At 60.9% G+C, this 26,677-nt stretch carries 38 protein-coding genes and 1 pseudogene; 10 read left to right on the top strand and 29 right to left on the bottom strand.

Annotated elements, in window-relative coordinates; translation table 11 throughout:
• Positions 1-64: 64 nt before the first annotated feature.
• Entirely contained in the window at positions 65-928 is an 864-nt protein-coding gene (locus MTX23_RS01660) for an EamA family transporter (protein ID WP_280974914.1), read from the bottom strand.
• A gap of 262 nt (positions 929-1,190) precedes the next feature.
• On the opposite strand from MTX23_RS01660, the gene leuB reads away from it, so the two are divergent.
• Entirely contained in the window at positions 1,191-2,303 is a 1,113-nt protein-coding gene (gene leuB / locus MTX23_RS01665) for a 3-isopropylmalate dehydrogenase (protein WP_280974916.1), read from the top strand.
• A gap of 114 nt (positions 2,304-2,417) precedes the next feature.
• Here the strand turns inward: leuB and MTX23_RS01670 are convergent, their stop codons facing one another.
• On the bottom strand, positions 2,418-2,819 hold the full coding sequence (locus MTX23_RS01670; protein WP_280974917.1) for a hypothetical protein: 402 nt from the start codon (positions 2,817-2,819) through the stop codon (positions 2,418-2,420).
• Between the two features lie 174 nt (positions 2,820-2,993).
• Positions 2,994-3,464 carry a hypothetical protein gene (locus MTX23_RS01675; protein WP_280974918.1) on the bottom strand — a complete coding sequence of 157 codons (471 nt, stop codon included), beginning with the start codon at positions 3,462-3,464 and terminating at the stop codon, positions 2,994-2,996.
• Between the two features lie 206 nt (positions 3,465-3,670).
• On the opposite strand from MTX23_RS01675, the gene MTX23_RS01680 reads away from it, so the two are divergent.
• Positions 3,671-4,855: an integrase arm-type DNA-binding domain-containing protein gene (locus tag MTX23_RS01680; protein ID WP_280974919.1), complete on the top strand. Its 1,185-nt coding sequence runs from the start codon at positions 3,671-3,673 to the stop codon at positions 4,853-4,855.
• Between the two features lie 256 nt (positions 4,856-5,111).
• On the opposite strand, the gene MTX23_RS01685 is transcribed toward MTX23_RS01680, so the two are convergent.
• The 14 genes from MTX23_RS01685 to MTX23_RS01750 all read right to left on the bottom strand — a co-directional run bounded on the left by MTX23_RS01685 (position 5,112) and on the right by MTX23_RS01750 (position 12,474).
• Positions 5,112-6,434: a virulence-associated E family protein gene (locus MTX23_RS01685; RefSeq protein WP_280974920.1), complete on the bottom strand. Its 1,323-nt coding sequence runs from the start codon at positions 6,432-6,434 to the stop codon at positions 5,112-5,114.
• 18 nt (positions 6,435-6,452) lie between these two features.
• Complete coding sequence (locus MTX23_RS01690; protein ID WP_280974921.1) at positions 6,453-6,902, bottom strand: hypothetical protein; 450 nt, start codon at positions 6,900-6,902, stop codon at positions 6,453-6,455.
• Positions 6,899-7,228, bottom strand: a complete 330-nt coding sequence (locus MTX23_RS01695) for a hypothetical protein (protein WP_280974922.1) — start codon at positions 7,226-7,228, stop codon at positions 6,899-6,901. Before MTX23_RS01695 ends, MTX23_RS01690 begins: the two co-directional genes overlap by 4 nt.
• A 329-nt stretch (positions 7,229-7,557) precedes the next feature.
• Entirely contained in the window at positions 7,558-7,779 is a 222-nt protein-coding gene (locus MTX23_RS01700) for a hypothetical protein (protein WP_280974923.1), read from the bottom strand.
• Positions 7,776-8,117 carry a hypothetical protein gene (locus MTX23_RS01705; RefSeq protein ID WP_280974924.1) on the bottom strand — a complete coding sequence of 114 codons (342 nt, stop codon included), beginning with the start codon at positions 8,115-8,117 and terminating at the stop codon, positions 7,776-7,778. The genes MTX23_RS01700 and MTX23_RS01705 overlap by 4 nt, the downstream gene beginning before the upstream one ends.
• Positions 8,114-8,977, bottom strand: coding sequence for a hypothetical protein (locus MTX23_RS01710; protein ID WP_280974925.1), 864 nt, complete (start codon positions 8,975-8,977; stop codon positions 8,114-8,116). The genes MTX23_RS01705 and MTX23_RS01710 overlap by 4 nt, the downstream gene beginning before the upstream one ends.
• 132 nt (positions 8,978-9,109) lie before the next feature.
• The gene (locus MTX23_RS01715) at positions 9,110-9,751 is read right to left on the bottom strand and encodes a hypothetical protein (protein WP_280974926.1); all 642 of its coding nucleotides are present in this window, start codon (positions 9,749-9,751) and stop codon (positions 9,110-9,112) included.
• A 263-nt stretch (positions 9,752-10,014) separates the two neighbouring features.
• Positions 10,015-10,407: a hypothetical protein gene (locus MTX23_RS01720; protein WP_280974927.1), complete on the bottom strand. Its 393-nt coding sequence runs from the start codon at positions 10,405-10,407 to the stop codon at positions 10,015-10,017.
• 5 nt (positions 10,408-10,412) lie between these two features.
• The gene (locus MTX23_RS01725; protein ID WP_280974928.1) at positions 10,413-10,811 is read right to left on the bottom strand and encodes a hypothetical protein; all 399 of its coding nucleotides are present in this window, start codon (positions 10,809-10,811) and stop codon (positions 10,413-10,415) included.
• A 41-nt stretch (positions 10,812-10,852) separates the two neighbouring features.
• The gene (locus tag MTX23_RS01730) at positions 10,853-11,053 is read right to left on the bottom strand and encodes a hypothetical protein (RefSeq protein WP_280974929.1); all 201 of its coding nucleotides are present in this window, start codon (positions 11,051-11,053) and stop codon (positions 10,853-10,855) included.
• 5 nt (positions 11,054-11,058) lie between these two features.
• The gene (locus tag MTX23_RS01735) at positions 11,059-11,313 is read right to left on the bottom strand and encodes a hypothetical protein (protein ID WP_280974930.1); all 255 of its coding nucleotides are present in this window, start codon (positions 11,311-11,313) and stop codon (positions 11,059-11,061) included.
• Positions 11,314-11,418: 105 nt separating this feature from the next.
• Entirely contained in the window at positions 11,419-11,697 is a 279-nt protein-coding gene (locus tag MTX23_RS01740; RefSeq protein WP_280974931.1) for a hypothetical protein, read from the bottom strand.
• The gene (locus MTX23_RS01745; RefSeq protein ID WP_280974932.1) at positions 11,694-12,269 is read right to left on the bottom strand and encodes a hypothetical protein; all 576 of its coding nucleotides are present in this window, start codon (positions 12,267-12,269) and stop codon (positions 11,694-11,696) included. The genes MTX23_RS01740 and MTX23_RS01745 overlap by 4 nt, the downstream gene beginning before the upstream one ends.
• The gene (locus tag MTX23_RS01750) at positions 12,262-12,474 is read right to left on the bottom strand and encodes a hypothetical protein (RefSeq protein ID WP_280974933.1); all 213 of its coding nucleotides are present in this window, start codon (positions 12,472-12,474) and stop codon (positions 12,262-12,264) included. Before MTX23_RS01750 ends, MTX23_RS01745 begins: the two co-directional genes overlap by 8 nt.
• Before the next feature lie 1,569 nt (positions 12,475-14,043).
• On the opposite strand from MTX23_RS01750, the gene MTX23_RS01755 reads away from it, so the two are divergent.
• The 3 genes from MTX23_RS01755 to MTX23_RS01765 all read left to right on the top strand — a co-directional run bounded on the left by MTX23_RS01755 (position 14,044) and on the right by MTX23_RS01765 (position 14,945).
• A complete protein-coding gene (locus MTX23_RS01755) occupies positions 14,044-14,319 on the top strand; it encodes a hypothetical protein (RefSeq protein ID WP_280974934.1) in 276 nt (91 codons plus the stop codon).
• An 80-nt stretch (positions 14,320-14,399) separates the two neighbouring features.
• Positions 14,400-14,675, top strand: coding sequence for a hypothetical protein (locus tag MTX23_RS01760; protein ID WP_280974935.1), 276 nt, complete (start codon positions 14,400-14,402; stop codon positions 14,673-14,675).
• Positions 14,676-14,729: 54 nt separating this feature from the next.
• The gene (locus MTX23_RS01765) at positions 14,730-14,945 is read left to right on the top strand and encodes a hypothetical protein (RefSeq protein WP_280974936.1); all 216 of its coding nucleotides are present in this window, start codon (positions 14,730-14,732) and stop codon (positions 14,943-14,945) included.
• On the opposite strand, the gene MTX23_RS01770 is transcribed toward MTX23_RS01765, so the two are convergent.
• Together MTX23_RS01770 and MTX23_RS01775 are read right to left on the bottom strand one after the other, a co-directional pair.
• Positions 14,942-15,556: a hypothetical protein gene (locus MTX23_RS01770; RefSeq protein WP_280974937.1), complete on the bottom strand. Its 615-nt coding sequence runs from the start codon at positions 15,554-15,556 to the stop codon at positions 14,942-14,944. The two genes, MTX23_RS01765 and MTX23_RS01770, sit on opposite strands and share 4 nt — an antisense overlap.
• Positions 15,557-15,636: 80 nt before the next feature.
• Complete coding sequence (locus MTX23_RS01775; protein ID WP_280974938.1) at positions 15,637-15,930, bottom strand: hypothetical protein; 294 nt, start codon at positions 15,928-15,930, stop codon at positions 15,637-15,639.
• A gap of 456 nt (positions 15,931-16,386) precedes the next feature.
• On the opposite strand from MTX23_RS01775, the gene MTX23_RS01780 reads away from it, so the two are divergent.
• The 3 genes from MTX23_RS01780 to MTX23_RS01790 all read left to right on the top strand — a co-directional run bounded on the left by MTX23_RS01780 (position 16,387) and on the right by MTX23_RS01790 (position 17,422).
• Positions 16,387-16,602 carry a hypothetical protein gene (locus tag MTX23_RS01780; protein WP_280974939.1) on the top strand — a complete coding sequence of 72 codons (216 nt, stop codon included), beginning with the start codon at positions 16,387-16,389 and terminating at the stop codon, positions 16,600-16,602.
• 272 nt (positions 16,603-16,874) lie between these two features.
• Positions 16,875-17,153: a hypothetical protein gene (locus MTX23_RS01785; RefSeq protein WP_280974940.1), complete on the top strand. Its 279-nt coding sequence runs from the start codon at positions 16,875-16,877 to the stop codon at positions 17,151-17,153.
• 2 nt (positions 17,154-17,155) lie between these two features.
• Positions 17,156-17,422, top strand: a complete 267-nt coding sequence (locus MTX23_RS01790; RefSeq protein ID WP_280974941.1) for a hypothetical protein — start codon at positions 17,156-17,158, stop codon at positions 17,420-17,422.
• 103 nt (positions 17,423-17,525) lie between these two features.
• Here MTX23_RS01790 and MTX23_RS01795 read toward each other — a convergent pair whose 3' ends face one another.
• The 5 genes and pseudogenes from MTX23_RS01795 to MTX23_RS01815 all read right to left on the bottom strand — a co-directional run bounded on the left by MTX23_RS01795 (position 17,526) and on the right by MTX23_RS01815 (position 20,489).
• Positions 17,526-18,020, bottom strand: a complete 495-nt coding sequence (locus MTX23_RS01795) for a hypothetical protein (RefSeq protein ID WP_280974942.1) — start codon at positions 18,018-18,020, stop codon at positions 17,526-17,528.
• 34 nt (positions 18,021-18,054) lie between these two features.
• Positions 18,055-19,158: a three-Cys-motif partner protein TcmP gene (locus tag MTX23_RS01800; RefSeq protein ID WP_280974943.1), complete on the bottom strand. Its 1,104-nt coding sequence runs from the start codon at positions 19,156-19,158 to the stop codon at positions 18,055-18,057.
• Complete coding sequence (locus MTX23_RS01805) at positions 19,127-19,930, bottom strand: phage Gp37/Gp68 family protein (RefSeq protein WP_280974944.1); 804 nt, start codon at positions 19,928-19,930, stop codon at positions 19,127-19,129. Before MTX23_RS01805 ends, MTX23_RS01800 begins: the two co-directional genes overlap by 32 nt.
• 106 nt (positions 19,931-20,036) lie before the next feature.
• A pseudogene (locus MTX23_RS01810) lies at positions 20,037-20,219 on the bottom strand (hypothetical protein); the annotation flags it as partial.
• A gap of 21 nt (positions 20,220-20,240) precedes the next feature.
• On the bottom strand, positions 20,241-20,489 hold the full coding sequence (locus MTX23_RS01815; protein ID WP_280974945.1) for a helix-turn-helix domain-containing protein: 249 nt from the start codon (positions 20,487-20,489) through the stop codon (positions 20,241-20,243).
• Between the two features lie 329 nt (positions 20,490-20,818).
• Here MTX23_RS01815 and MTX23_RS01820 point away from each other — a divergent pair, with 329 nt between their 5' ends.
• On the top strand, positions 20,819-21,853 hold the full coding sequence (locus MTX23_RS01820) for an aspartate-semialdehyde dehydrogenase (protein ID WP_280974946.1): 1,035 nt from the start codon (positions 20,819-20,821) through the stop codon (positions 21,851-21,853).
• Positions 21,854-21,908: 55 nt separating this feature from the next.
• On the opposite strand, the gene MTX23_RS01825 is transcribed toward MTX23_RS01820, so the two are convergent.
• Complete coding sequence (locus MTX23_RS01825) at positions 21,909-22,565, bottom strand: carbonic anhydrase (protein WP_280974947.1); 657 nt, start codon at positions 22,563-22,565, stop codon at positions 21,909-21,911.
• A gap of 138 nt (positions 22,566-22,703) precedes the next feature.
• Between MTX23_RS01825 and MTX23_RS01830 the strand changes: the two genes are divergently transcribed.
• Positions 22,704-23,582: a CoA ester lyase gene (locus MTX23_RS01830; RefSeq protein ID WP_280974948.1), complete on the top strand. Its 879-nt coding sequence runs from the start codon at positions 22,704-22,706 to the stop codon at positions 23,580-23,582.
• Positions 23,583-23,763: 181 nt separating this feature from the next.
• Here the strand turns inward: MTX23_RS01830 and MTX23_RS01835 are convergent, their stop codons facing one another.
• The 4 genes from MTX23_RS01835 to MTX23_RS01850 all read right to left on the bottom strand — a co-directional run bounded on the left by MTX23_RS01835 (position 23,764) and on the right by MTX23_RS01850 (position 26,582).
• Positions 23,764-24,552 carry a hypothetical protein gene (locus MTX23_RS01835; protein WP_280974949.1) on the bottom strand — a complete coding sequence of 263 codons (789 nt, stop codon included), beginning with the start codon at positions 24,550-24,552 and terminating at the stop codon, positions 23,764-23,766.
• 97 nt (positions 24,553-24,649) lie between these two features.
• Positions 24,650-25,252: a 3-isopropylmalate dehydratase small subunit gene (leuD, locus tag MTX23_RS01840; protein WP_280974950.1), complete on the bottom strand. Its 603-nt coding sequence runs from the start codon at positions 25,250-25,252 to the stop codon at positions 24,650-24,652.
• Between the two features lie 103 nt (positions 25,253-25,355).
• Positions 25,356-26,110, bottom strand: a protein-coding gene (locus MTX23_RS01845; RefSeq protein WP_280972604.1) for an IS5 family transposase whose coding sequence is annotated in 2 segments (ribosomal slippage) — positions 25,356-25,777 and positions 25,777-26,110 — 756 coding nt in all. Because the reading frame shifts where the segments join, the coding sequence is not laid out codon by codon here.
• 73 nt (positions 26,111-26,183) lie between these two features.
• The gene (locus MTX23_RS01850) at positions 26,184-26,582 is read right to left on the bottom strand and encodes a metallopeptidase family protein (protein ID WP_280974951.1); all 399 of its coding nucleotides are present in this window, start codon (positions 26,580-26,582) and stop codon (positions 26,184-26,186) included.
• Positions 26,583-26,677 lie beyond the last annotated feature (95 nt).

Genomic DNA, 26,677 nt, shown 5'->3' on the forward strand with positions numbered 1-26,677 from the left:
GTGACAGGCCGCGCCGGTCCTGCCCAGCGCCTCGCGCCGCAACGGTGTGTTGCAGAACGGACAATCAGGCGATCAGCACCAGGGCCACGCCGATCACGGTCAACGCGGTTCCGGCGACGATCCGCATCGTGATCTCGATGTGCTTCAACGCCATCGCGCTCAGCGCCACGGTGACCAGCGGATAGATCGCGGCGAGCGGCGCCACCAGCGTGATCGGGCCGTTGCGGACCGCCGCGAACAGGCTGAGCGCGCTGAGCCCGTTGCTGATCCCGGTCATCGCGAACCAGAACCGGCCCTCGCGCGGGGCCTGCACCATGAAGCTGCCCTTGCGGATCCGCTGCACCATCAGCACCACCAGCGAGGACATGATGTAGCCGACCAGGCACGCCCAGAGCGGGCTTGGCCAGACCGCCAGACCGAGCTTGGCGATCGGCGGCACGATTCCGCGCACCAGCGCGCTGGTGAGCGGCAGCAGCAGCGCCCAGCTCCGCCAATGGCCGAGGTCGCGCGGCCGGGTCACGGTGATGATCGCGGCACCCGCGACCGCGACGACGAGACCGATGAGCTGCTGCAGTTCCAGGGGCTCGTGCAGCAGGACCACGGCGGCGGTGACCGCGAACAGCGGCGCGAGATTGCCCAGCGTCGAGGTGATGACCGGCCCGAGCGCCCGGTTCGACGCGAAGGTCAGGAACGTCAGCGACGCCGGAAAGAACAGGCCGATCGCCATGAAGATCGGCAAGCCCTGCCAGACCACCGGCTCGCCGTGCAGGATCAGCGGGGACAGCAGCACGAACAGCAGGGTGAAGGAGGGCACGCTGATGGCGGCGCCCGATAGCGGCTCGACGGTGCGGAGGCCGAGTTGCGCCAGCACGACCCCGGCGCCGAGGAAAAGGGCCGAGGCAAAGGCGTAGAGGATGGCGGCGGTCATGAGGTCCGTCTTGTTGGCTTCTTGGCGCGGCGCGGTTGGCCATGTGGGGCCATTCTGGCCCTGTCCGAGGCGCCTTGCCAATCCGCCCTGGGCGTTTTAGCACTCGCGCCGGATTTTCTTCGCTCGTCATGCCCGGGCTTGACCCGGGCCTCCATCTTCAAGGCTTCATCGAAGCGAGATGGATTGCCGGGTCATCTGTGCGAGGACGCGCTTCGCGCTTTTGCCCGGCAATGACAACAAACAGTTAGCTCGAGGTAACACCATGGCGACCCATAAACTGCTGCTTCTCCCCGGCGACGGCATCGGCCCCGAAGTGATGGCCGAGGTGCAGCGCCTGATCGACTGGCTGAACGCGCAGGGAATCGCGAAATTCGAAACCGAGCAGGGGCTGGTCGGCGGTTCGGCCTACGACGCCCACAAGGTGTCGATCTCCGAGGGCGACATGGCCAAGGCGCTCGCGGCCGATGCCGTGATCTTCGGCGCGGTCGGCGGTCCCAAGTGGGACAGCGTGCCCTATGAGGTGCGCCCGGAGGCCGGCCTGCTGCGGCTGCGCAAGGACCTCGGCCTGTTCGCCAATCTGCGCCCGGCGGTGTGCTACCCGGCGCTGGCGGAGGCCTCCAGCCTGAAGCGCGAGGTCGTCGAGGGCCTCGACATCATGATCGTGCGCGAGCTCACCGGCGGCGTCTATTTCGGCGAGCCGAAGACCATCACCGATCTCGGCAACGGCCAGAAGCGCGCGATCGACACCCAGGTCTACGACACCTACGAGATCGAGCGAATCGGCCGCGTCGCCTTCGACCTTGCGCGCAAGCGCCGCAACAAGGTGACGTCGATGGAAAAGCGCAACGTCATGAAGTCGGGCGTGCTCTGGAACGAGGTCATAACCCAGGTGCATGCGCGCGAGTACAAGGACGTCACGCTGGAGCATCAACTCGCCGATTCCGGCGGCATGAACCTGGTGAAGGCGCCGAAGCAGTTCGACGTCATCGTCACGGACAATTTGTTCGGCGACATGCTGTCCGACATCGCGGCGATGCTGACCGGCTCGCTCGGCATGCTGCCCTCGGCCTCGCTCGGCGAGATCGACACCAAGACCAGGAAGCGCCGCTCGCTGTTCGAGCCGGTGCATGGCTCGGCGCCTGACATCGCAGGCAGGGGCCTCGCCAATCCGATCGCGATGATCTCATCGTTCGGCATGGCGCTGCGCTATTCCTTCGACATGGGCGATCTCGCCGACAAGGTCGATGCCGCGATCGCCGCCGTCTTGGCCAGCGGATTGCGCACCGCCGACATCAAGTCGGAAGGCACCACATCGGCCAGCACGGCGCAGATGGGTGAGGCGATCCTGAAGGAATTGCAGAAGCTGCACGCGTAACGGCAGTGCCGTTATTCCGGGTTCGATGCTTTCGCATCGCCCGGATTGACAAAGCCAAAACAAAATGGCCGGGGCGAGCCCGGCCATTTTCGTGTCGGCTGATCGCCGAAAATCTCAGTACAGCGGGAAGTTCCGCGGATAGCCGCCGAGATCGGCCGGCGGGCTGAGCGGCTGGCGATCGATCGGACGGTTGTTGTTCTCGCGCCCAAACGACGGATAGCCGACATCCGGCGGGAAGGCGTAGTCGCTGAACTTGCGATCGCCCGGCAGCACCTCGGTGCCGGCGTCGAGCCACGAGCGGGTGGTCACGTAAACGCGGGTGCGGGGGCCCTGCTGGTAGACTCGGTTCGGACCTTGCGGGCCGTAATAGTGGCGACCGTCGCGGTCGTAGCGCTGCTGCTGGCGCTTGGTCGGGGCCTGAGCGTCGGCCGGGGTCACGCTGAACGCGGTTGCGGTGACGGCAGCCGCAGCAAGCAACACCACGAGCTTGTTCGCGGCAGGGAATTTCACGGTCATCGCATCCTCGTCATTACGGCCCGAGAGGGGCTGGCGCGTCGCCAAATCGATTGGAACACATTGTAGCCGCGGTGGCTGGGCCGTCACTAGGTCAATTGCGCCACACCAGCGGACATAATGCCGACCGCGGAGCAAAAGTTGCATCAAAACCAGTGTCTTGCCACGGTGCCGCCATCAAAGCGCGCCGCGCAACCTCGGGTTTTCGCTGCCCATGACCCAGTCGGGCGACAGGGCCGGCGGGCCGGAGGTAACGCGGTCGGTGGTCCGCCTCAGCTCGGCATGCGCGAACAACTCGGCGATCGGCTTAAGCGCAGCATCATTCCAGCGGAAAACGTCCTTGCGGCCGCCCTGCGGGTGCCGGAAGATTTCGTAAGCCTCTGTTTTGTCACGTGGATCGAGCCGGCTCATGGCAAAGGCCGGGGCCGAATGGTCGGCTAGGCCCCAGCCCGCGGCCGCCGGCTCCATCGCCGTTGCGTCCGGCAGACGTTGCCATAGATAGACGCTGAGACCACCGAGCAGCGCCAGTGCCGCAACGTAGGCGAACAGCTGCGACAGCGCGGCGTAGACCTCGTCGACGAGACTCCTCAGTGCTGATGGAATTCCCGTATGATGGCGGGCGGCCGGATCGGCCCGAAACAGACGCATCAACGCTCAAACGCTACGCAAACGTTGTCTTGATGGGGTTTCTCGCCTAGAAATTTTAAGACTTTCTCACGCTGGATCATGCCGGATCATTTCGGCTAATTTACCAAGGTGTTAGATCGGGTCTGATTTCTCATGCCGGCTCTTGTTGGATCAGGCCGGAAGGCATATTGTGGGTACAAAGGTGGGTACAAACGGAGCCTTTGCCCATGGGCAACCTCAGCCCGGCCGACATCACGAAAGCCATCGCCAGCGGGACCGATCAGACGCTAAGCGATGGTGCCAGCCTCTCGTTAAAAATCCGGGGCGGTTCCGCGCTCTGGATTTACAAATTTCGGGACGGCATCAGCTTCCGCTCAACAAGCCTTGGCAGCTATCACCACGGGATGAGCCTCAGCGCTGCGCGCAATGCGCGCAACGCCTTCGCGGCGAAGCGGTACGAAGAGCGCATCCCGCGTCGCGGCCTCGCCGTGCTCAACTCGGCCGCGCCAGCGACCGAGCCGAAGAGCGACGCGCCGAAGCGCATGCGCTTCGCCGATGTTGTCGATAGCTTCATCACGTTGAAGGCGTCGGAGTGGAAGACGAAAAGCCGCGAGCCCGAGAACTACCGCCGTTTGAAAACCGGCGCGCTCGCCAAGAAATGGGCCGATGAGATCGACCATACAGCGGTCGCGAGCGAGCTGACCACGCGATGGGGCGATGCGCTGGCGAACGCCGAGAAGATGCGCGGTCGCATCGAACGCGTGATTGACCACGCGGTGGCGAAAGGGGCTCGGTCCGATGGACCCAATCCGGCGCGCATTGAGATCATCGGGCAACTGATGCAGAGCGCGCCGAAGAGCACGCCGCGGCCTGCGATGCACCGCGACGACGTGCCCAATCTGATGGCTGAGCTTGTCGCCGATGGCTCACCCGCCGCGCGTGCGCTAGCCTTCACGATCTTGACCGTGGCGCGGAATGCGGAAGCACGTCTAGCCGACTGGCAAGAGATCGTCGGTAAGGATTGGATCATCCCCGGCGGTCGTGAAGAGCGATCAATGAAGGAAGGCGAAGAGCACGCCGTTCCGCTGTCGCCGGCCGCGTTTGCACTGCTCGGCAAGCGCAAGCCATCTGGCCTGATCTTCGGCGAGATGCACAAGTCGGCCTTGAATGATGTGCTCGGCGCGCTTCGCAGCGGCCTCACCGTGCACGGGTTCAGGACTAGCTTTACCTCATGGGCCAAGGCGGCTGGCTATCCGAAGGACCTTCGCGAGCTTGCCAAGGCGCACGCGGCCGGGCGCACCGCGACCGAGGCGGCATACGAACGCTATGACAGAGCCGACCAGTTGAAGGCGTTGCGGCCGATGCTTCAGGCGTGGAGCGACTACGCGATGAGCAAGGTGAGGACCGTGTAATTTTCAACACGCTTTTGGCGTGTTGAAAATCGGCGCTGTTTAGAGTGATCCATGACACATCCGCTACGGGAAAAAGTCTTCGGCAAACCGGACTGGCGCAAGCGCCCATTCTGGCGATGGCTCGCGCGCTTCAATCACGCCATGGGCCGGGTCGCTGTTGCTGTCCTCGCCTTCGCAACGGCTTATCATGTGCGCTCGCGTCATCGTCGCAGCGTGCGCGATCTCTTGTCCTAGCCGCGCGCCTTATAGTCGCGCCTCAATCCCAAGGCTGGGGCTCTTTGCGAACGAATCCTCTGAGGGTGCTCCCGTTGATGCGTACTGATTGCGGACCCTTCCAGCCCAAATCTCGCATCACGTTCGCGGCGCGCTTCGCGAGTTCTGACGTGCGCCGCTCCGTTGGGATGTTCAGTTGATCCATCACATAGGCGGACGCTATGCGCTCTTCCGCCTCGCCACTAGACAATTCGATGCGCTGATAGATCGCTTGGTCGCTGTAGTCTTCGAACTGATCCCGAGCAGCGGAGACCGAGATATCACGCAAATCTTCCTCCCAAGGGTCGGATTGAGTGAAGGCCTGCCGCTCGTTGAATGCGTTCTGCCAGAGATGTTCGGGCAGCATGCAGCTCTCGCCACTGTCCGCGTAGAACTTCGCCTCCGCCCATAGCTGATCGCGATCGGCGAGAATTCTGTCGATATCGATACGCCCAACGGTGACCGGCAGGAAACGCCGGTTCACGCCAGAGGAAGGCTTCAGAAATTGCACCTCGTTTGTGGTGCCCCACGCGATGAAGGTGCGCGGAACGTCCATTGCCAGCCGATCATATGGCCGGCGGATGCGCTCTTTGGTCCGGGACAATTGGGCCTTTATCAGCTCCATTTCGCCCTTCCTCAGGCCCGCGATCTCGGCACATTCGACACACCACATTCCACGACCGATCTCGTCAGTGTGTTTCGAGTCCGCACCGAGAAACGACGTGTCGGTGAAGAACTCATCACCATAGAGCACCTTCAGGGCAGTAGACTTGTTCAGGCCCTCGGCGCCTTGCAGGATCGGCAGATAGTCAAACTTCGTGCCGGGACGATAGATGCGCCGAACGGACGCAATGAAGGTGATGCGCGCAACCGCGCGCGTGTACTCGTTGTCCTCGGCGCTCATGTAGTCGGACAAAAAGGAATCGATGCGCGGAACGCCGTCCCACTTCAGCGGATCGAGATAGTCTTTGACCGGGTGAAATGCGCGGGCCTCGCAAGCGGCCTTTGCAGCGTTCACCATGTTCGATTCACCGGGTTCGAAAAAGAAATTCTGCCGGATAATGATGCGAAGCTTCCGGCATGCGACATCGGACAATTCGCCAGCCTTCTCGGATGACAACGAGAGCTTATAACCGTTGATCAGATACTGCTCGCGAAACAGATCATAACGACAATCGAGATCGAGCCGGTTTAGAGCAATTCGCGCATTGATGAATGTATCCTTCGCTACGGCCGTAGGCCCCTTGCCAGCCAGATCAACAAAATCGACGGGCAACGGCGCATCAAGGATGACCGGCACCAATTCCTGCTTGCTACGCTTTGCCATTGTGGGGCCTCGTATGGCTTAGGTGCGAACAATGCCCGCGCGTCGATCGGCGCGAGCCTGCCGCTGGTGATCTTGGAATTTCTCTTCGGCAATCTCATACCGTTCGCGCGCAAGCCATGCTCTGGCGTGTGCGTCGATCCGTTCCCGCTCCGTGGAGAAGTCGAAGCCGAGCTTTTCGAGCAAGTCCAGATGGATTTCTGCGTCATACATCTCCTCGCGCAGCGCGATGGCGTCGCGTGCCCGCGGAGGTTGGACACGGTTGCGAAATTTATCGCGAGCGGCGATGACGCGCTGCCAAAGCGCGCGAGAATAGATCGACGCCGCCTCGTGTCGCTTATGCAAGAGGCCATCGTATTCTGCGTTCGTGACGCCGGGGGGATATAGCCCGGTGTCGCTCGCCCATACCGACGCGAGCGCATGATCGACGTTGTCAAGTCGATCGCCGAGCCGCAAGACTGTCTGGTTCATGATGTCCCTCTTCGTATCTGCGGAAGGGGGACTTCCTGTTTTTGGTACTCCGTCCAGAGGCCGCGCGCGATTTGGATCGTGTCGCGATCGACGCCGCGGCGATCTAGCCAGCGGAAAAAATCGCGCCACGACGTGAAGTCGGGCACGATCTCGGTATCGATCCAGCTTTTTAGGAGGGCGAGAAATTTACCGCGCGGTGTGTGTGCGACACTGCGGCAATGAAGCGCGAACGCCGTGAAGGAAAGCAGATTTCCCGGACAAGCCGTTGACGCGATAGTGGGGGATGGATAAGGATTGCGCATGCGATCAAGTACGGTTGGTTGCATCACATCGTCGGACCTTGCCGGGTCGCGACGAAAATTCGAATCAGAGGCCCGCACGTTCTGCCGCGTGTGGGCCTTTCGATTTCTGGGCAGTAAACGAAGTCAAATCCTTAGATGTTTTCTGTGCTCGCCTCTTCGTGATCGCGGGACAAGCGCGACCGTTGCCGTTCATTTTCTACGGGAGCCGATCTAGCTTCTACGGGAGAAGGTCGCCGAAAGTTCATGTTCAATCCGTTGCGCGAATGCCTCTCCAGAGTCCTACGGAGTCGCTGGAGAGGCCTTCCGGCGCTCCGGTGTATCTGTGCGGCCGAAGCGCGCCGACGAATCCTGCCCTACGGCAGGAAGAGCAGCCACATATCCGGTCCGTATCGAGGGTCAGGCTTTGCATCCGGTGTCGGGATCGGGCATTCGATCCGGTGATCGCCCCGGAAACAGGCATTCCAGCGCGCTCGCGTCGCCAGCGAAGCCAGTCTGAACCGGCGCTGTTGATCGGGCTCGGCCGCAGCAAGCTCGGCGAGGCGATAGTGGCGCAACATGGAAATGTCGCCCTTCATCGGTCCAGCTCCGCAGCGCGCTGATCGAGCAGCTTGGTCCAGAGCGCCAGAACACGCGAGCTGAAGGCGAGCGCTTCTTCCTCGGTGGGAAGGCGATCGAGTCCCATGAGTGCTTTAAACTCCTCCGCGTTGGCGAATATCTCTTCCCCGTTTTCCCCCTCATGGGTAAACACTGGTGGCAATCGGCAGAACGCATCATCGCTGTGAAAAAGCTTGGCGGCGATCTCAGCCTCTGCTGGAGACCACGGCCTTTCAACGGGGAGGCCGGTGGTCTGCTCCTCGGACGGCGCATCGTCGATATTCCCGACAGGCTGGTTGAGTGCGTCCCAGTCGATCATGCGCCACCTTCCTGCGGGTCGTCCGCGCGCGGCGAACTTCCGCCACAAGTATTGACCAGTCCGGAAGGCCGCGGATTTTTCGGACCCGCGGCCAACTTGGCGAGAAGGTCGCGCTCCAAATCGCTGATGCCGACGCGTTCAACGATCGCCGGCTCGGGCATAGTGACAGGCTCGGCAGGAACTTCCTCGAAAACTGCATCTTCGACAGGTGCGGGCAACGCCTCGACAACAGGCACAGGTGGTTTGATCAGTTTGTGCTCATGCTTCACAACGTGCACTCCACCGGACTTGTTGGTGACCTCGATGCTCTGATGGTTGCCGTAGAGCTTCGGGAAATGTGCGCCCGCGACAGCTAGAACCAATTGCGTCGGGGGCATGTAGTGGATTTTGTACGGCACCTTTTCGCCGGTCACGGGATCACGGAGGTAGCGATCGGGGACGCCAAGGATGGCTAGAGTCTCGTCATCACAGTGCTCATATCGCTCGTCGATCTGATAGACAGGAGCCCCATGCCACATCGAGATTTCTTCATGGCCATTGAGGGCTCTTTCTTCCATGCGCGCGACCGCCTCCATAATCACCATGCGGCGCGAGAGCGCGACGGCCACATGCAGGGGCACGACTTGCCCGCACCACTCCAGCTCAAAGCCCGGCTCGCCGGCCTGCGACTGCGATAGCCATGAATAGAAGGTGGCGCGGGAGATGCCGGCCCGGGTGCACGCCAGCTCAATGCGCGGGTTCTCGCTCAGTGACTGGCACAACGTGAGCAGGGTCTCGGGATTTTTACGCGTCATGATCCGGAATTCCCAGCTTGGCCCTGACAAGGCGATCAAGCGCACGTCCGCGGGATGCAGCTCCATATCCGTCGCGCTCCATCTCATGATACGGAAAGCGACGATCCCTCGGTCGAAGCTCGACGCCGAGCGTGGCAGCTTTCCGCTGAGCCGCGCAAACGTTACGGACGCGCCGACTATTCGGCGTGAGTGTCTGCATCACGCGTACCTCGGGCGCTTCGTGCCGTACTCGATCGAGGTTTGCCGCCCGGCGCCGCGCAAGGCGCGATCGATCGGCGACAATGGTGCCTCGGGCGTTGGTTTCACGACATTGCCGGCCGCCTTGTGCTCGGAACTGAGACGCAAGTGCTCTCTGCGAGCCTCATCCGCGCTGACCGGCGTGACGCATCGGAGAAATGCAGCCTTGAGGTTTCGGCGAACTTCGCGGAGAGCTTCCTCCGCGCGTTGCTTCGTCGAGAGCTTCCTCCGCCAGTCACTCTCTGCCTGCTCGGCGCGTTCCTTCGCGGCGAGTTGCTTTTTGGTCGGCGGCTTGGGCTTGGGCAGCTCCTTGCCGAGCCGGACCGCATCATACGCGGCGATTGCAGCGAGCCGCGCCTCAAGCGCGGTCTGCGGAGGGTATGCTTCGTTGAGCGCCTGCTCTGCGGCATTGCGTTCGCGAACCGAGGCGTGAAGGTCCTTGGTCGCGGCGTCGAGCGCTGCAACCGCCTCATCCTCTGCGACACGCTCTTGCAGGAAGACGACAAATGCCTCGCGCTCATCGTCGGACATCTGCGCGAAGTCGGCTTCGTCGAAGTCGCGGCGCGGAGTGCCGTCCGGGTTGGTCATGACTGGATAGGTCATTTTGAAAAATCCTCTTCCGTGGTTGCCCGGCCGCGGCGCGACGGAAGGAGAAACCGTCGTCAGCCGCGGACTGGGTCTGGGTGCGCACCGTCATGGACCATGTCCACGACGCTGAGCCGCTGCCAGCGCTTAGCCACTGGCCTCAACGCTCCAGCAAGCGCTTGCTGGAAACGAATCTGTTGGCCGGCGTCACACAAGGGGACACGCGAGAATGACGCCGGCCGGTTCGATCGCGCGGGCATGAAACGCGCGATCGAATCTCGTTAGTGGTGACGGCCTGCGAAGCTGTCGTTGCGCTCGGCGAAGGTCTTGCCCGGCCGCTTCTCGCTCTTTGCTTCCTGCGTCGTTACTGGGCGACCGCTCGGCGGGACATTCACCGGGTTCTTGTTCACGTCGCGCATGCCGTGCGCGATCGGCGCGGCGAGATGGGGATCGATCTTGCGGGTCTGGGAGAAGTCCATCCCGGCATCCTTGATCACCTTGTGCGCTGGGCTCTCTTTTGGAGCGAAGTCGTTTGGCTTCGGTGCCTGCGCGCCCGGGACAACGCTGGACGGACCACGATATCCATTTTGCCCAAACGAATCGTTCGCGGGCAACTCGCTCTCGATGTAGGTGTCGGCCGGCGTGCCGGCGTAGGTGTCGATTTTCTTAGACATGATGTTCACTCCATGGGTTCGATAGCGCAAGCGATGGGATACTTGCCGCCGTCCGCCTTGATCTTCATCTCGGCGAAGCGGACGCGAGTGCCTGCCCGAAGGTCGTCAAAGCGGGCGGAATGCTTGCGCGTGAAGTAATAGCTCACACCCCAATCGTCCTTCAGAAATCCGTAGCTCTTGCCGTTGCGGTCAACGATGTTCGCGATCGTCCCGCGCTCCAGCTTGGGCTCAAAGCGGCGGATGTTGCATGCGCGCCGATGCTTGCCTCTGGTCGCCTCGGCTCTGATCTCGAATGAGACCTCCGCGCCGAGCGACGACAGAACGTCGTCCGGATCACAGAGGCAATCATACGTGTCGAAGAAAATCCAAGACGCATTCGGACCGGCTTCAAGATCGGCGATCAAGCCAAATTTGTGATCGTCCGCGATGTGCACGACAACGCCCTTCATTGGAGCACCCGCACATTTGCAGCGCGCGGCCGTCCGTGACGATCGCCCTTGACGATATCGCACTCGATCACCGCGCCGGCATAGGGCGCACCAGATACGATGTCTGCGACGTGCACCATCAAGTCATGAGTCAGGCCGGCGGCCTTGGCGAAGCCGTAGCGCTTCTCCGGTAGCCAGCGTGTTAGGGTCGCGCGCATAGTCGTCAACTCGCGCTGTCCAGCCCCACGACGGAGGCGAATTGATCGAGCGCATCGGCCGCTGGCGACAGCTCTTTCGAGGCGAGGCGAGCGCGACCGCGATTGACGCGGCTCGGTGTGCCCGGATGACTGGCGACTTGCTTTTGCTTCGGGCTCTTGAAGAAACCGGAGCGGCGAAGATAGTCGCGCTCGAAATCCGGATCGCCCGGGACCGTTCGAACAGCGGACAAGCTCGGCGATGACGGCGCGCTCATCAGCATAGCAGGTCCGGTGCTGCCCGGTGCGCGATATCCGCGCGTGATCGAGTAATCGGACGGGAGACTTCCGGATTCGTTCGTGATCTTCGCTTGCTTCTTTGCCATGGCCTAAGACCTTTCGTGATTGCGCGAGCGGCATCCCGGATTGATCGGTGCGGGTCCGACGCCGCGCTTGATGACGCTGGTCGAGGCGATCGGTTGGCCTCCGTCAATGTGGTTTCGGAGCGCATCGACCTTGCCGAATTCGTGACCCATCTCGGTGCGGCTGATGCCGAGAACTTCGACACGCCGGCCGCCGATGTGGGTGACGTGCACCATTCCATGATGCAGGCCGGCGGGATGCAGATGCTTCTCCGCGCCGCGCAACAGCGAAGTCTTGTCGATCATCGCGGCCTCCCTGACAAAAGATGCACGCCTGCCTCAGCGCTTAATTGCTCGCATTTCTTGATGCCATACACGCGCAAGGCGTGAGCCTTCGCGTCGGCCCGATCGCGCTCTTGGCCCTTCCACTCCTTGGACCACGGATTGTTGCGGATATCAGCCGGACGGCCGCGCTCGCGCTTGACGTTTCCTGCCGGCGGCTTCGCAGTCGGGTCTTTGCCCGGGTTCAAGCTGCCGAGCTGGGTCTGCCAATCGGCCGCAATCTCCTTCGCGGCATCTTCGCCATACTCGCGAACGATCCGACCCTGAGCGTAGAGGCTCGGCCGTTCGCCGAACGCTTGACGCGCGAGCGAGGGATCGACCGCAGTAGAGGTTCTGATGAGGTGCGAACGGGCGTCGATCGCTTCCTTGATCCGGGCAACGGCATCTTCGTCGGTCCGGGCTGATGCGACGGCGTCGCCGACAGCGTGCTCGATGTCGTCGGCGAATGCTGCGAGCGGCACATGCGATTGCAGGCGCGGCGCGATCTTCTGCACTTCGCGCTCGATCAAGAGACGGGTAAGGGAAAGTCTAGCCATTGTCTGCGGCCCATTGTTTCAGTTGGTCGTGGGTGACGTAGGTGCGCCGGCCGATCAGGACGGAGCGCAACGTGCCATCGGCGAGCGCAGCGCGGATGAGGTAGTCGGGCATCGGTGGCACGAAGGCCTTACAAGCGGCCCTCGGTGAATACGCGACGATGCCGTCGTCGAGCAGAATGTGCGTGCGTGGTCCGGGACGGCCCATGAATCGATCACCGCACGCTGATGCGCGCGGTCCTCTATGTCGGTGTCGATTGAATGTGGAGGCCCGGCCCCATGGCCTGCCTGCGGCGATCTCCGGCGGCCCATGCGCGCCTCGATCTGACAAGGCGGATTCTAACGCCGAGCGTGTAGTTTGATCAACTATCAATTAGCGGGCATCAAGACACGGTGCCGATATGACGAATTACGCTATGATTTGAGGGGTTTGCTGCGATTTCCGCGGCGACGGATCGAGCGGACGTGCATTTCTCGGTCATGCCGCCGAAACCATGTGACGGGCTCGTCGATCGCGGTTCGAGACCGACGTGGATGATCACTATGGGGGAGCGCGTCACCGATCTGAGGCCGGCCGGGAGATCGGCAAGGCGCATAGGAGGAGGATCACCGATCACGTGCTGATCAACCGGAGAGGCCGGCCGGCGCGTGATCACGGGGAATGACTGATGAGCGGGCGACCGCGGCGCGCCGGATGACTGATGCGCGAGCGCGCTTTTCAAGCTGGCGGAGGCCTGTAACGGGCGTAACTGGTACCCGTTACAAAATTCTCCAGTACAATCACCGCTGTAACTGCATAATGGGTGTAATGGGTCACGCGCATATAGAAGAGAGGGTAGTATTATAGGTATGTTATAGAAGTGACCCGTTACACGTTATGCCGTTACATGCAATTTCGTGAAATTACTCTCTGGGGCCTCCGGCTCATGGTTTCTGGACAATCTGGAGCAGGCGTCAAAGTTGAGCAACGCTCAAGATCGTTGGAACAGGCCTTCGGAGGGGCGCGCCAAATTTTTTCTCTCAATTTTAGCGATCTGGAACCCGTTTTAACGTTAATTCCTAACCCTACCGAGCCGTAGGCGGCCCAGCCGGCCAATTTCGCGCAATTTCGTCTTATTCCGGCACATTCGGCCGCAAAAGTGGCTTCCGCCGGCAAGACCCTGTTAACGCCAAAAGGTAACCTTACCGACAGGTCGGCCTTGCCTTCGGATTTTTCGAATAGCTCGAATTGTATCGATCGGATCGAGCGCGGGGCCGGCGCATGGCTTCGTGACCCGGCGTAGAACGATCTTCCCGGCCAGATCGGCCTCATCTTATTCTGTTCTCTTAAAGTTGTGTTATCCATACTTACGCTTTTCAGTTGACTTGGAAAAGCTCAACAACGTCAAGGCCCGACTTCCGATGAGGGGTGTTATGGAATCTACGATCGTTTGTATGCTAACAATCTCTTCTGATTATCAGCATTCGATCGCTCCGCGTGGTTAACAGGGCCTTGGGCCGGGCGCATAGGCGCGCGACCCGGCTGGGCATCTCTGAGCCTCCCCGCGTCCGGCCCGCTGGAAACTGCTATGGGGTAGGACCCTGTATTTCGGGTATTGCGAAATGGGCTATGCGCCCTAGCGTCCGCTCGCTCGCTGACGGAGAAGTCCGGATTGTGAAAAAATATAGAATCCGACGAAATTTCGGAAAAAGGCTGGACGAATTGAGAACAACTTTAGCGTTCACCTTCCGCGAGCCTCAATGTGTTTGTGCGCACGGTCGAAGCTTGGAGGCGACAGTGACGACTTGGTGGCGCGAAGGCTTCGAACAGCTTTTGGATATTCACCCGCGCGACTCAAAAGCCGAGCGCGCGATAAAGTATGTCGGCGGTAGCATCGGGATCGCAAAAACGCTCGCACCGTTGGTGCTGCCCGCGTTGGTCATTGGCGCGATGACGGCTCCGGTGTGGGGCGGCGCGATACTATGGGAAAAGACAAAGAGACGAAGAGACCTCCGCGCCGCGCAAGACGGGCTCGCCGCACATGGCTTTAAGCCGGAGAAATATCTTCCCTAGATGAGGACCCGCTCCGCAGGATCACGGGCCGGAGCCACCGACCATGTAAGACGTTGCCACGGGGCGCCGGCTGGGCTCAGATGGCTTCCATGGATCAGATAGCAGCCGGCTGGATAGTGACGGTCGGAATCATCAAGGCCGATAACAGTATCGGACACGTCGTCTACGCGGTCGCATTGATCGACCCAGCGGAAGCCATAGCCGCGGCGATAAGAGCCTGCGACGGAGAAGCCGCGGTGATCAATCAACAGCTCAACGCAGCGCAGTTGCGCGACCTTGGCCTAGATGCCGGCGGAGTGCTCGCACTGTTCGATGAGAAGACCGATCCAATCACGTCAAACATGCCGCGCCACTAGACCTCAACGGACTTGAGCACAAGGCCCAGCGAACCACATGGATCGAGAAGCGAAATGAATATGCAGGTCGAAAGCGAGCCGTTGAAGATCGGTGATACTGTGTCGCTGCGCAGCGGCGGCCATATCATGACTGTTATCTCCATCGACCAAGACGGGATCACGTGCGCATGGTCAGTGAGGGATGACGTGAAGTCGAAGTCCCTCCCTCGTGCAGCCTTGATCAAGGCCAGCAAGCCACAAACGTTGGAAGAACTTCTCTCAGAGAGCTAACCATCCGCCGCGGCTTTCAGCTCCTCAGGGGCGAGAGCGGCAAGCATTTCGGCTAACTCAGCTTCGCTAACCGCGCGGCCGGAGACGAAGGCACGGGCCAACGAAAGCAGCGCGTAATATGTAGGATGGTTCACCTCACCGCGCATCAATGTGTCGGTGACGACTTGGCGTATGTTATACGAATCTATCTTGCCGTTGCGAGAGTACCAGAGATGCAACGAGGTGGCTCTGAACTCCACGCGATCCACGGGCTTGCTAAAATCGTCGTGCATATCCACCGGAACGTAACGTGGCTTGCAATCGGCGAACATTTCGTCACGACCAAGGCAGCCGATTGCATGCAGCCAAAGCGCAACGTCATTATGGGCCGTGCTGGTTACGATCTCACGTTTGAGGTCGGCGAAATCGTTTGCGTGCCAAATGCGATAACGCTCTCCCTCTAAGGCGAAGTGCCAACCTGTCGCGGCCACGCGGGCCGTCATCACGTCAAAGCTGACATCCTTCGGTTTAACCGTGAGCTTCCTAGCGGCCTCGCCGATGGCATGCGTGATGGCTGCTACCGCCGCCAACGCAATGAATGCAAGAGCGAGAAAATCCCAAATCGTCAACATTTCAGTTCCCCAATGCGCCGATCCAAACGACCTTAGATAATCCCGCGCTCAACGGCCATGGGCGCGGCATGCTTGTGTGACTAACCAACCGCTGCGATATCGCTGTTGGTCGCTTGCAACGCGGCTCTCTGCTCCTCCGTCGTCATCTGACCGAGCTTCGTAAGTTCGTTGAGGCAGTAAGCATTCATGCCTTTGAGTGCGGCGCCCTGCATCGAGAGCCTGCCGCGATAGATATGAAACCTGCCTGAGGCGAGATAATCCCGCACCACGTTCATCGTCAGAAACAACGCTAAGACGCGCGGCGGCTTGCCGTCTTGGATGTCCTTTTCAATGCTCTTTGACCAAGTCAGCACGTCGCTGACGACCTTCGGCATGACAATGTCAGTCGCGATCCCTCCGCCTAGCTTTCGGTCGTCCCTGAATAGTTGCGCCTCCATTGAAAGAGCCGAGAGCACGAGCTTCACCTCGACAGGGGCTAAGAATTTTCGAATGAAGAGAGGTAGGGCCATTTGTTAGATAACGCCACGCTCTATAGCCATGCGTCGGGTGCTGACTTCGAGATAGCGGCGGCCCGCACGGATGGCTTGTTCATGCTCGCGGTGCGGATCAGCTAGCAGTCGCTGGAGCCGCACCCTGCGCCATGCCTCCACGCGTCGCAGGCGGATCAGCACTGACCGCTCCTCCACTATGATGCGTCCAAGCTCTCGCACGCTACGCCTCCTCCCGCCCGGGTTGAGAGCCTAGCCGAATTCTCGGCCGCGTCCAGCGCGGACATATGTTTGCCGCGATCTCCGCATTACATGGCGTCGTTAGATTGGGTGCAACGCATCATGTATTTCAACCTTCAAATCGAGAACAACCGAACGCTATCGACCCCGGCGCAAGATCGCCGCGAAGCCCTCGCGATCTTCGGCAAAGAACTAGGGCAGACCCTGACATTGGAAGACCCGGGCTCTTCCGCGACCGCTTATCTACTCGACGAATGGACGATCGGTCCGCATTGGGTCAACCCAACCATTCCGGTCTATGCAGTGCGACGGGCCTAACGGTTTGTTCACCGGGTGCAGCGACACTCTGCGCCGGGTTGCGTATCACGCCCGAACGTAAACGAGCCGCCGCACCGATCTCAACCCGGTAGCGGCGGCTTTTCCGTTCACTGATCCTGTCCCCGACAGAATTTACCATCACCGAATAGATGGCTTCCTTACATGGTTGCAACGGCCGCTGGCGCATGCCATCTCCCGGTCGTTCGGAATTAGTTGTCCACCTCGGACCCCGCAGAGCGGGGCGTCCGTAAGAACTACCGGAGCAATCCCCTATGACGACCAAGACAGAGCCCGGCCGGCGCGCGGTCGATCTTGCTGACGACGCTAAACAATGTGCGATCGGCGCATTCTTCGATGCTCACTTGCTTGTGTGCGAAGCCGCTATCAAGGCCAACCGCAAATATACGCCCGAGCTTGAGGCTGCTGAGATTGCACGCGACGAAGCGCTTGACGATTTGATCAATGCCGAGTGTACCTTCCGCGCGGCCGTGAAGGGATTGGCGAATGTGCGGCGATCCGAAGAGCAACACGCCGGCACCACGAAGCATTGATCATGGGCAAGCGAACCGACGCGGCATTTCGCCGACACGTGATCGCGCTTCCGCCGGGCTCTTGGCTCGATTGGCGCGACATGGATGCATGGGCCAAAGACAACTGTCCGAAGTCAATGCGGATCGATGATCCCCGCGATGATCCGTGGGGCGATCTCCGCGTCGATTGCATGTCGCTCTCGGAGACCATGATGGCGGAGGGTTGGCTAGTCCGGGTCTTCGGCTTTTGCGGCTATGACGACTACATGCGCACCGACAAGCTCGCCTGATCAACGAAAAGCCGCCGCTACCGGGTTGAGATCGGTGCGGCGGCTTTAGGCTGGATACGCTGCCCGTGCGCAGTGTCGCCGCGATCGATGAAGAAACGGTTAGTTACTCGTGATCCCCAGCGTCGCCATCTAACCACTTGTTGGGGTCTTTGTTGGCACTGAACGTGCCCTTGCACTCAACGCAATTGTATATCAGTTGCCGCAGATGCATTTGATGCGTCGATTGAGGAAACGATTTCTTGCCTTGAGCGAAGCAATTGGGGCAGAGCCAATAAGGCGGCTCGCTGGCTCGGGCCTCGGGCTTCAACATGTAGACCATTGCTCCCGAGCCTACAGATTTAAGCTCGTATCTTTCCCTCTCGCGATCCCAGTTCTTCGATGCCGCAAGCTCGGCCTTGAGCGCCTGCAATTCGTCGGTCTGCTCAATATACGATTGCCTCGCAGCGATGCTCTTATCGAGCACGTCAAGCATCATCGCATTCAGTTCGCGGGCTTGCTTTGCTAGCAGGTCGCTGTCGCGAACAGCAACCATGCCCTTCGTGAAATCATACGCGGCTCGGATACTGGTAATGGCAGCCGTGATTTCTGCGGCGGGCATGATGGTGCTCCTAGTGGTACGTCGCCGTTTGGCGTCAGGCGCTCTTCGATAGCGGCTTAAACTTGATCATGCAGCCGTCTGGATATGTGCCTGCCTTTGTGCGAGTGCCAGGTTTCACCTCCAGCCGGCCCGCGACCTCCATCGGCTTCAACGTCTTGGTTTTCACCTGACCGGAGTGATAGTCCGTCTTGTCAGATTTTACGAAGCTAACGATCTCAGAAATGCCGTGCCAATTCCCATCAGCGAACTCCGCGCTCAACTGATCCATAAGAGGCCCGAAGTTTGGTGATGCGACGAGTTCAAGCTGCGGAGTTTGCGATCCGTGGAATGCAAAGTCACCTTGGGGTGCAGCCTTCCAAATCGCTTGCTTCATTCGGTCTGCGCCGAGTTCGTGCTGCGAGGCGAAGAAGATGCTGTATTTCAGCCTATTGCCGTCGAAGATGTCGAAGTGGATGACTTGCTTGGCACCGGCCGCGCGAAGCTGCCTTTCATACAAGTCGTAGAGAGCCATTCGGCGCTCTTCCGTATCAGCGATGTTGATCAGGTCCCTCCAGTCGGAGCAGCCAAATAGCTCGTCAAGGTGAGGCTCAAACTCGGCAGAAGCCTTAAACCGGTTGAGGAATTCATACATGAGGGAGAAGTAGATTTCGCACCGTGGATTTTGCAGCAGTCGTTTTACGACCGACATCGGCGTTCCCTTAACGCCGAACGGATCGACCATGACAAACGCAGGCGCTAACTTCGAATTCTTGTCGTCGAGATAATCGAAGATGCTGGTCATCGTGTCGTCAAAGGCCCCGGTGATGACCGCGACTGAGGTCGATGCCGGCACCTTCGGCTTCCACCCCTCAACGACTGTCTCTAGATGTTTCGCCCGATCGGCTTCCTTCTCGATAAAGAAGTAAGCGACCTCAGCCTTAATGCTCGCTGAGTGATCAACGAGAGCCCTCATTGCGATTTGGGGCGACCCTTCTTCGCCCCCGGCGTATTCGCCGGGGCCTGCAAATCCGTCTATGAACAGGACGCGGCTGTTTGCCGAACTCATGATGGGAAGCCACGCATCCAAGTAGGCGCGAAGCACGAGGTGCTTCCCAACGGTGTGCGGGTCAAGCTTCCATAGCGTTTCTGTGGTCGCCATTGATGGGATTGCGCGCGGATTTCCGAGGATTGAGTGGGTTCTTAAAAGGTAGTTTGGGGTATTGGCTCCACTCTACACCATCTAGTTGCCGACCGCCAGACTTCGGGTTCCGGCCGCCCCATTGCTTGAAGAAAAAGGCTGTGCCGCTCGCGTGGCATTGATCCCGGATTTCCCTCACCCAGTGAGGTTCGATGGGCCGATGCTTTGGACCGCTCTCGCCGCCTGCGATCACCCAAGCAATGCCGTCAAGGTCGAGGTGCCCAATTCGGCCGATCAATGGTTCAAGCGAAAGAAATTTGATTGGCGCATTGGTCGCCCGGAGATGCTTGAGCCGCGAGAGCCTTTGTCCATCTTCGATCGATACGCCCAGCCAAATATGCGAGGGTGCCCCCGCCTCGCCGTAGCGACGGTTTATGTACCGCTGCAATCGAGAACTGCGCTTCGTCAGGATTTGGAAAACGTGCCAATCGGCCTTCTCCATGACATCAAAAATCCGATCGACGAAGCTCTCCGGGACGGCCTTATGGAATAGGTCGCTCATCGAATTCACGAAGATCATCTTCGACGACTTCCATCCGAACGGCTGGGACAGCCGCTCCGGCCGGAGTGTCAAATCGAAGCCGTGCTCATATGGGTGATCCGGGACGCCTCGAAAGCGCTCAGCAATCCGCTCCGCGTAACAGTTCTGACAGCCAGGACTGATCTTCGTGCAGCCGGTTGTCGGGTTCCACGTCGCGTCCGTCCATTCGATCTCAGTGTAGGGAGCGGTCATGGGTACACCATAGAACAAAAAGAGAACATTGTAAAGTCGGTCTTCGTCGAGCCGGCTATTCGTTACCAACGCAAGAGGTCCGGCGCGAGTGCCGGCTGCTCAAATGGCGCTCATTCCAGCTTTGGCAATCGAGGCAGTCGGCTTCCCGGATCAGCGCCTCGCCGGCTGCACGCTTCTCCGCTGCGCGTTCGACGAGGATGGTTGTCATGGCGCGAGCCCGGCGCAATTCCTTCCCGAGCGCCTTGCGGTCGCCTCCCGAGATCGGCGGTTGACAGTGCTTCGGAGCCATGGGCTACTCAAAGCGGAGTCCCTAACGGCTTCTAGGGCCTTTCCTGCGGCGGGTCGGCAGGGACTGCGGCGCGTTGGGGATCGAGTTGCCGGCCGCGTAGTCCGGCAAGCTGGCGTAGAATGCGCGGACTGATTTGCCGTCGATCAACGTGCGCGTTCCGTGGCGCTTGCCCGTCAGGGTACCGGCGGCTAACAGGCGATAGATGGTTGGCTTGCTTAGGGAGAGATATTCGGCGGCCCCTTGCGGGGACAGGGACAGAGGCTCAGACATGGTAGTATCGTGATGGCCGGCTTAACGGCACTCCACGGGGCCATGGTGGCTGTATCCCGTTGCCCGAGGCGACCACGTTTTTCCCCACGAAGGGGCGCTTTCGTCCTCACGACGCCGTTGGCCTAGGCCTTATGGCTTTCACGGTCAACCCGGTTAGGATAGATCAGGCTGGATCACCGCGGCGCTCGAAATTCCCGTGGGTACAGCCGTGGGTACAAATTCGAAAACCGTAGTGGTTTCAACGCGAAATATCTTCTCGCATAGAAGCGCTGCCTCTTCCCTTTCCGCATGTAGCGTGGGAACGGGCATTTTTCGTCGGAGAGTGAACGATGGGTTACAAAGTCGCGGTGGTCGGTGCGACCGGCAATGTCGGGCGGGAAATGCTCAACATTCTCGACGAGCGCAAATTCCCTGCCGACGAGGTCGTCGCGCTGGCGTCACGCCGCAGTGTCGGCGTCGAGGTCTCCTATGGCGACCGCACCCTGAAGGTCAAAGCCCTCGAGCACTATGATTTCTCCGACGTCGATATCTGCCTGATGTCGGCCGGCGGTTCGGTCTCCAAGGAATGGTCGCCGAAGATCGGCGCCGCCGGCACGGTCGTGATCGACAATTCCTCGGCCTGGCGCATGGACCCGGACGTGCCGCTGGTCGTGCCCGAGGTGAATGCGGACGCCGCGGCCGGCTTTACCAAGAAGCACATCATTGCCAACCCGAACTGCTCGACCGCACAGCTCGTCGTTGCGCTGAAGCCGCTGCACGACAAGGCCACTATCACGCGCGTCGTGGTTTCGACCTATCAATCGGTGTCCGGTGCCGGCAAGGATGCGATGGACGAACTGTTCTCGCAGACCAAGGCCGTCTACACCAACGACGAGCTGATCAATAACAAGTTTCCGAAGCGCATCGCCTTCAACGTCATCCCTCACATCGACGTCTTCATGGAAGACGGCTACACCAAGGAAGAGTGGAAGATGATGGCGGAGACCAAGAAGATCCTTGATCCCAAGATCAAGCTGACCGCGACTTGCGTGCGCGTTCCGGTCTTCGTCGGCCACTCCGAAGCCGTCAATGTCGAGTTCGCCAATCCGATTACACCGGACGAGGCGCGCAACATCCTGCGCAACGCGCCGGGCTGCCTCGTGATCGACAAGCAGGAGCCGGGCGGCTACGTGACGCCCTATGAGGCCGCGGGCGAAGATGCGACCTATATCAGCCGCATCCGCGAGGACGCGACCGTCGAGAACGGCCTGTCGTTCTGGTGCGTCTCGGACAATCTGCGCAAGGGTGCGGCGCTCAACGCCGTGCAGATCGCGGAAGTCCTGATCAACCGCAAGCTGATCACCGCGAAGAAGAAGGCGGCGTAACTGGCGAATAGGGAGCAGCGAATGGACGTCTGCGCTATTCGCTGCTCGCCATTCGCTATTCGCCCCGCTCCAGCGCGTCGTGCACGCTGATGAATTCCTTCGCGACCCGGTCGAGCACGAACAGCGAGCCCTCGGCGACGCCGAAATAGGCGCCGTGCAGCTGCATCTCGCCGCTCTCCACCCGGTCGCGGACGAACGGGAAGGTCATCAGGTTCTCCAGCGAGCGGAACACCGCGGCCTTCTCGATGCGGACGACGAAGTCCTGCATGCTTTCATGGTCGCGTTGCTCGACCACTTCGCCCGGCTTGATGAACATCTGCATCCATTTGCCGATGAAGTCGCCAGGCGTGAGCGGCTTGATCTTGTCGACGAAGGCGCGGATGCCGCCGCACTGCGCATGGCCCAGCACCACGATATGCTTCACCCTCAGCACGGTCACGGCATATTCCAGCGCAGCCGAGACGCCGTGGGCGTTGCTGTCGGGCTGATAAACTGGAACCAGGTTGGCGATGTTCCGGACCACGAACAACTCGCCGGGTCCGGCATCGAAGATCACCTCCGGCGAGACGCGAGAGTCGCAGCAGCCGATCACCATAGTCTCGGGAAACTGGCCGCGTTCCGATAGCTCCCGGTATCGCGACTGCTCAGTCGGCAACCGCTGGGTCGCGAAGGTCCGGTAGCCGTCGATCAACTGCTTCGGAAAGAGCTTCATGCCCTCTGCCTAACCACATGGAGGTGACCGGAACAAGACTTTCGGTTGGGAGCCCGAAATGGTACGGCAGGGGTTCCAGCTACGCGGCCGCGCAATGCCCAGACAGTAGTGCCGAGCCAAAGCCGTCAGGAGATGCCGATGACCCGCCCGCGCCGCAGCCTGTTGTTCATGCCCGGATCGAATGCGCGGGCGCTGGAGAAGGCTCGCACGCTGCCGGCGGACGGCATTATCCTCGATCTGGAGGATTCGGTTGCGCCGGACGCCAAGGCCGTGGCCCGCGAGCAGATCGCCAAGGCGGTCGCCGCCAAGGGGTTCGGCAAGCGCGAGGTGCTGATCCGCATCAACGCGCTCGACACGCCCTGGTGGGTCGACGACATCGGCATGGCCGGCAAGGCGCAGCCGGACGGCATCCTGGTTCCCAAGATCTCCACGGTCGACGATCTCAACGCCGTCGCCGATCGCCTCAGCGACGCCAATGCCCCGGCCCCGATCCGGGTCTGGGCCATGATCGAGACCGCACGCGCGGTGCTCGACGCCGACAAGCTCGCCGCGGCGTCGAAGGATTCCGGGGTCAGGCTCGCGGGCTTCGTATTCGGACCCAATGACATCGCGCGCGAGACCCGGATCCGGATGAAGCCGGGCCGCGCGGCCATGATCCCGATGATCACGCATTGCATCCTGGCGACCCGCGCCCACGGCCTGGAAATCCTCGACGGGCCCTACAGCGACATCGGCAACATCGACGGCTTTGCCGAGGAGTGCGCGCAGGGGCGCGATCTCGGCTTCGACGGCAAGACGCTGATCCATCCGAGCCACATCGACGCCTGCAATGCCATCTTCACGCCGCCCGAGGCCGAGGTCGCCGAGGCACGCAAGATCATCGCGGCTTTCGAGAAGCCGGAGAATGCGTCGCGCGGAGCGATCCAGCTCGACGGCCGCATGGTCGAGCGCCTGCACGCCGAGATGGCCAGGCGCACCATCGCGATCGCGGACGCGATCACCGCGATGGGGCATTAGCAGGTCGGCGACCTTCCCTTCTCCCCTTGTAAGGCAGGGCAATCGCATATGACATCGCCGGGCCCGGGCACGACGAGTTTGTGGGTAGACCAACCAAACCACAGGCGTCGAACGCGCGGCATAAGCGGCATGTGCGATTGCCCTGCCTTGTAAGGGGGAGAGGGTAAGGCCGCGCTTGCGGTCAGTCCGCAAACCTCTCCGTCGCCCAGGCGTACAGGCTGCCCGGACGCGGGGGCTGCTTGGCGCGTCCCTTTCCCGAGATATGCAGGCCAATGATCTCCGGATCGTTCAGGTACTTGGAAAAATCCATCGGCTCGAAGAACAGCCTCGGCTGGGCGTGGACGGCGTAGAACGATCGCTTCGGCAGCGCATGCTGCAATTCGTTCTCGCGGCGCACCAGCGCGGTGAGCGCAGCCGGGCCGTAGATCGCAATGCGAATATCGGAGACGCGGTTCGATTTGCCGATCAGCCGGTGCATCGCAAAGGTCAGGCGGTGGCGCAGCGCCAGCCAGTCCGGCGTGAGTTCGTCCTGTGCCATCAGCGCTTCGAATGCGCGCACGATCGGATCGTCCGGCGGGAAATACAGCACGGAATTGCCGATCTGCCGCGGGCGTTCCCAGGCAAAATACGGCTTTGCAGAATCGAGCTCGACGGGTCTCAGCAACAGCACATCGGCGTCCAGCCAGAGGCCGGCGCGCTGTGTCATCAGCCGCATGCGGAAGAAGTCGCTGAATTGCAGGATGGTCCAGTCGCGCCATGAACCGTCGGGCTGCGGCGGGCGCAGCTTCTCGGCGAACGCATGCGGCAGCACCGCCTCGGCTTCGGCGTTGCCGATGCCGTCGGGCAGGCCGGGAATCGGATCGAAGCTGTAGACGGTGACCTTGTGCCCGGCCGCCAGCTGCGAGCGCAGGCAGGTCTGGCGCAACGCATCCATCGGGCCGTGCCAGAAGGTGACGACGTCAGGCAACATGTGCGGCAGCTATAAGCAGTTTTGCGTTGAAGACAAACCGGCAAAGAAAAACCCCGGCGCCGACAGGCACCGGGGGGCATGATGAAAAGGCCGCGCCTCAAGCCCAGGCGCGCTCCTTGAGCTTGGACTCGTAGGCGTCGATCGAGCTCTTCTTCTCCATCGTCAACCCGATGTCGTCGAGGCCGTTGATCAGGCAGTGCTTGCGGAACGGATCGATCTCGAACTTCACCTTGCCGCCGTCGGGACCGCGGATCTCCTGGTTGGGAAGGTCGATGGTCAGGGTCGCATTGGCGCCGCGCTCGGCATCGTCGAACAGCTTGTCGAGGTCCTCCTGCGACACGCGGATCGGCAGGATGCCGTTCTTGAAGCAGTTGTTGTAGAAAATGTCGCCGAACGAGGTCGAGATCACACAGCGAATACCGAAGTCGAGCAGCGCCCATGGCGCGTGTTCGCGGCTCGAGCCGCAGCCGAAATTGTCGCCGGCGACCAGCACCTTGGCGTTGCGATAGGCCGGCTGGTTGAGGACGAAATCAGGGTTTTCGCTGCCGTCGTCCTTGTAGCGCTGCTCGGAGAAAAGCCCCTTGCCAAGGCCGGTGCGCTTGATGGTCTTGAGGTACTGCTTCGGAATGATCATGTCGGTGTCGACATTGATGATCTTCAGCGGCGCCGCAACGCCTTCCAGCGTGGTGAACTTGTCCATCGATGCACTTCCCGGTCAAAAATGAGGGATACGGGCGGGATGTGTATCGCGAATGTGACAGCGGTAAAAGGGCCATTTCTGCAGGACTAAGGTCCGGACTCAATCAGGTCCACCAAATGATAGCGGCAGCAAGATTGACGGCCGAGAGGAAGTTTCTGGCGAGCTTGTCATAGCGGGTTGCAATGCGCCGCCAGTCCTTGAGCCTGCAAAACATGCGCTCGACGAGGTTGCGCCGCTTGTATGCGGCGCGGTCGAACGGATGGAAGCGTTTTCGGGTGGGATTGTTTGGGATGACCGGGGTTGTTCCCCGTTCGATGAGGAATTGCCGCAGTTCGTTCGCGTCATAGGCCGTGTCGGCCGCACAGCAACGCGGTGGTGGCAGAGAGCTGAGCAGGGGCAGCGCCGCGCGGATGTCACCACGCTGACCTGGCGTTACTTCGAGCGCGATGGCGCGTCCGAGACTGTCGCAGACGGCGTGGATCTTGGTGGTCCTGCCACCGCGGGAACGACCGATGGCCTGAGCCTCCGCCCCCCTTTTCCACCGGCCGCCGCACGGTGCGCCTTGGCGGTCGTGGAATCGATGGCCTGGAAGTCGTCATCGGGCGACAGGCCCCGAAGTGCTTCGAACAGATTGCGCCAGACCTCGCGCCGCGACCAGCGGTTCCAGCGATTGTAGACGGTCGTGTAAGGGCCGAACACTGCCGGGCAATCGCGCCAGCGGCAGCCGGACTTCAACACATGGATGATGCCACTGATCACGCGGCGATCATCGACTCGACGAGCGCCGGGCTGATTTTGCGGCAGCAAGGGCTCGATTGCTGCCCACTGCCGATCATTCAACCAAAACTCGCCCGCCATGATCCAAGCCCCGCAAATGCAGAGCTTGAATCATATCTCCACGTAAAATTATACATCTGATTGAGTACAAACCTTAGCCCGCTTCCGACTCAATCGCCTCCATATCGGCGTCCGACAGGCCGAAATGGTGGCCGATTTCATGGACCAGCACGTGGCGGACGATATGGCCGAGGGTCTCGTCATGCTCCGCCCAGTAGTCCAGGATCGGCCGGCGGTAGAGCCAGATCAGGTTAGGCAGCCGGGCCACGTCGCCAAAGCTCTGCTGCGGCAGGCCGACCCCTTGAAAAAGGCCGAGCAGGTCGAATTCGCTCTCCACTTGCAACTCGTCGAGCACTTCATCCGTCGGGAAATCGTCGACACGGATGATCAGGCCCTCGCAGAGGGTCCGGAACGTGTTCGGCAGGCGCTCGAAAATCTCGTGCGCCATCGCCTCCATTTCGGCGAGCGAGGGGGCTTTGGCTGTGGTCCACATGACACTCCTTTAGCGCGAGTGCGGCCGGCGGCGCCAGCGCAGTTGACCTTGGCGGCCCAATGGGAGACCGTGCGGCCCAATAACGGGGTGGCGTG

Origin of the sequence: Bradyrhizobium sp. ISRA436, assembly GCF_029910015.1 — a bacterium.
Classification (GTDB): Bacteria; Pseudomonadota; Alphaproteobacteria; order Rhizobiales; family Xanthobacteraceae; genus Bradyrhizobium.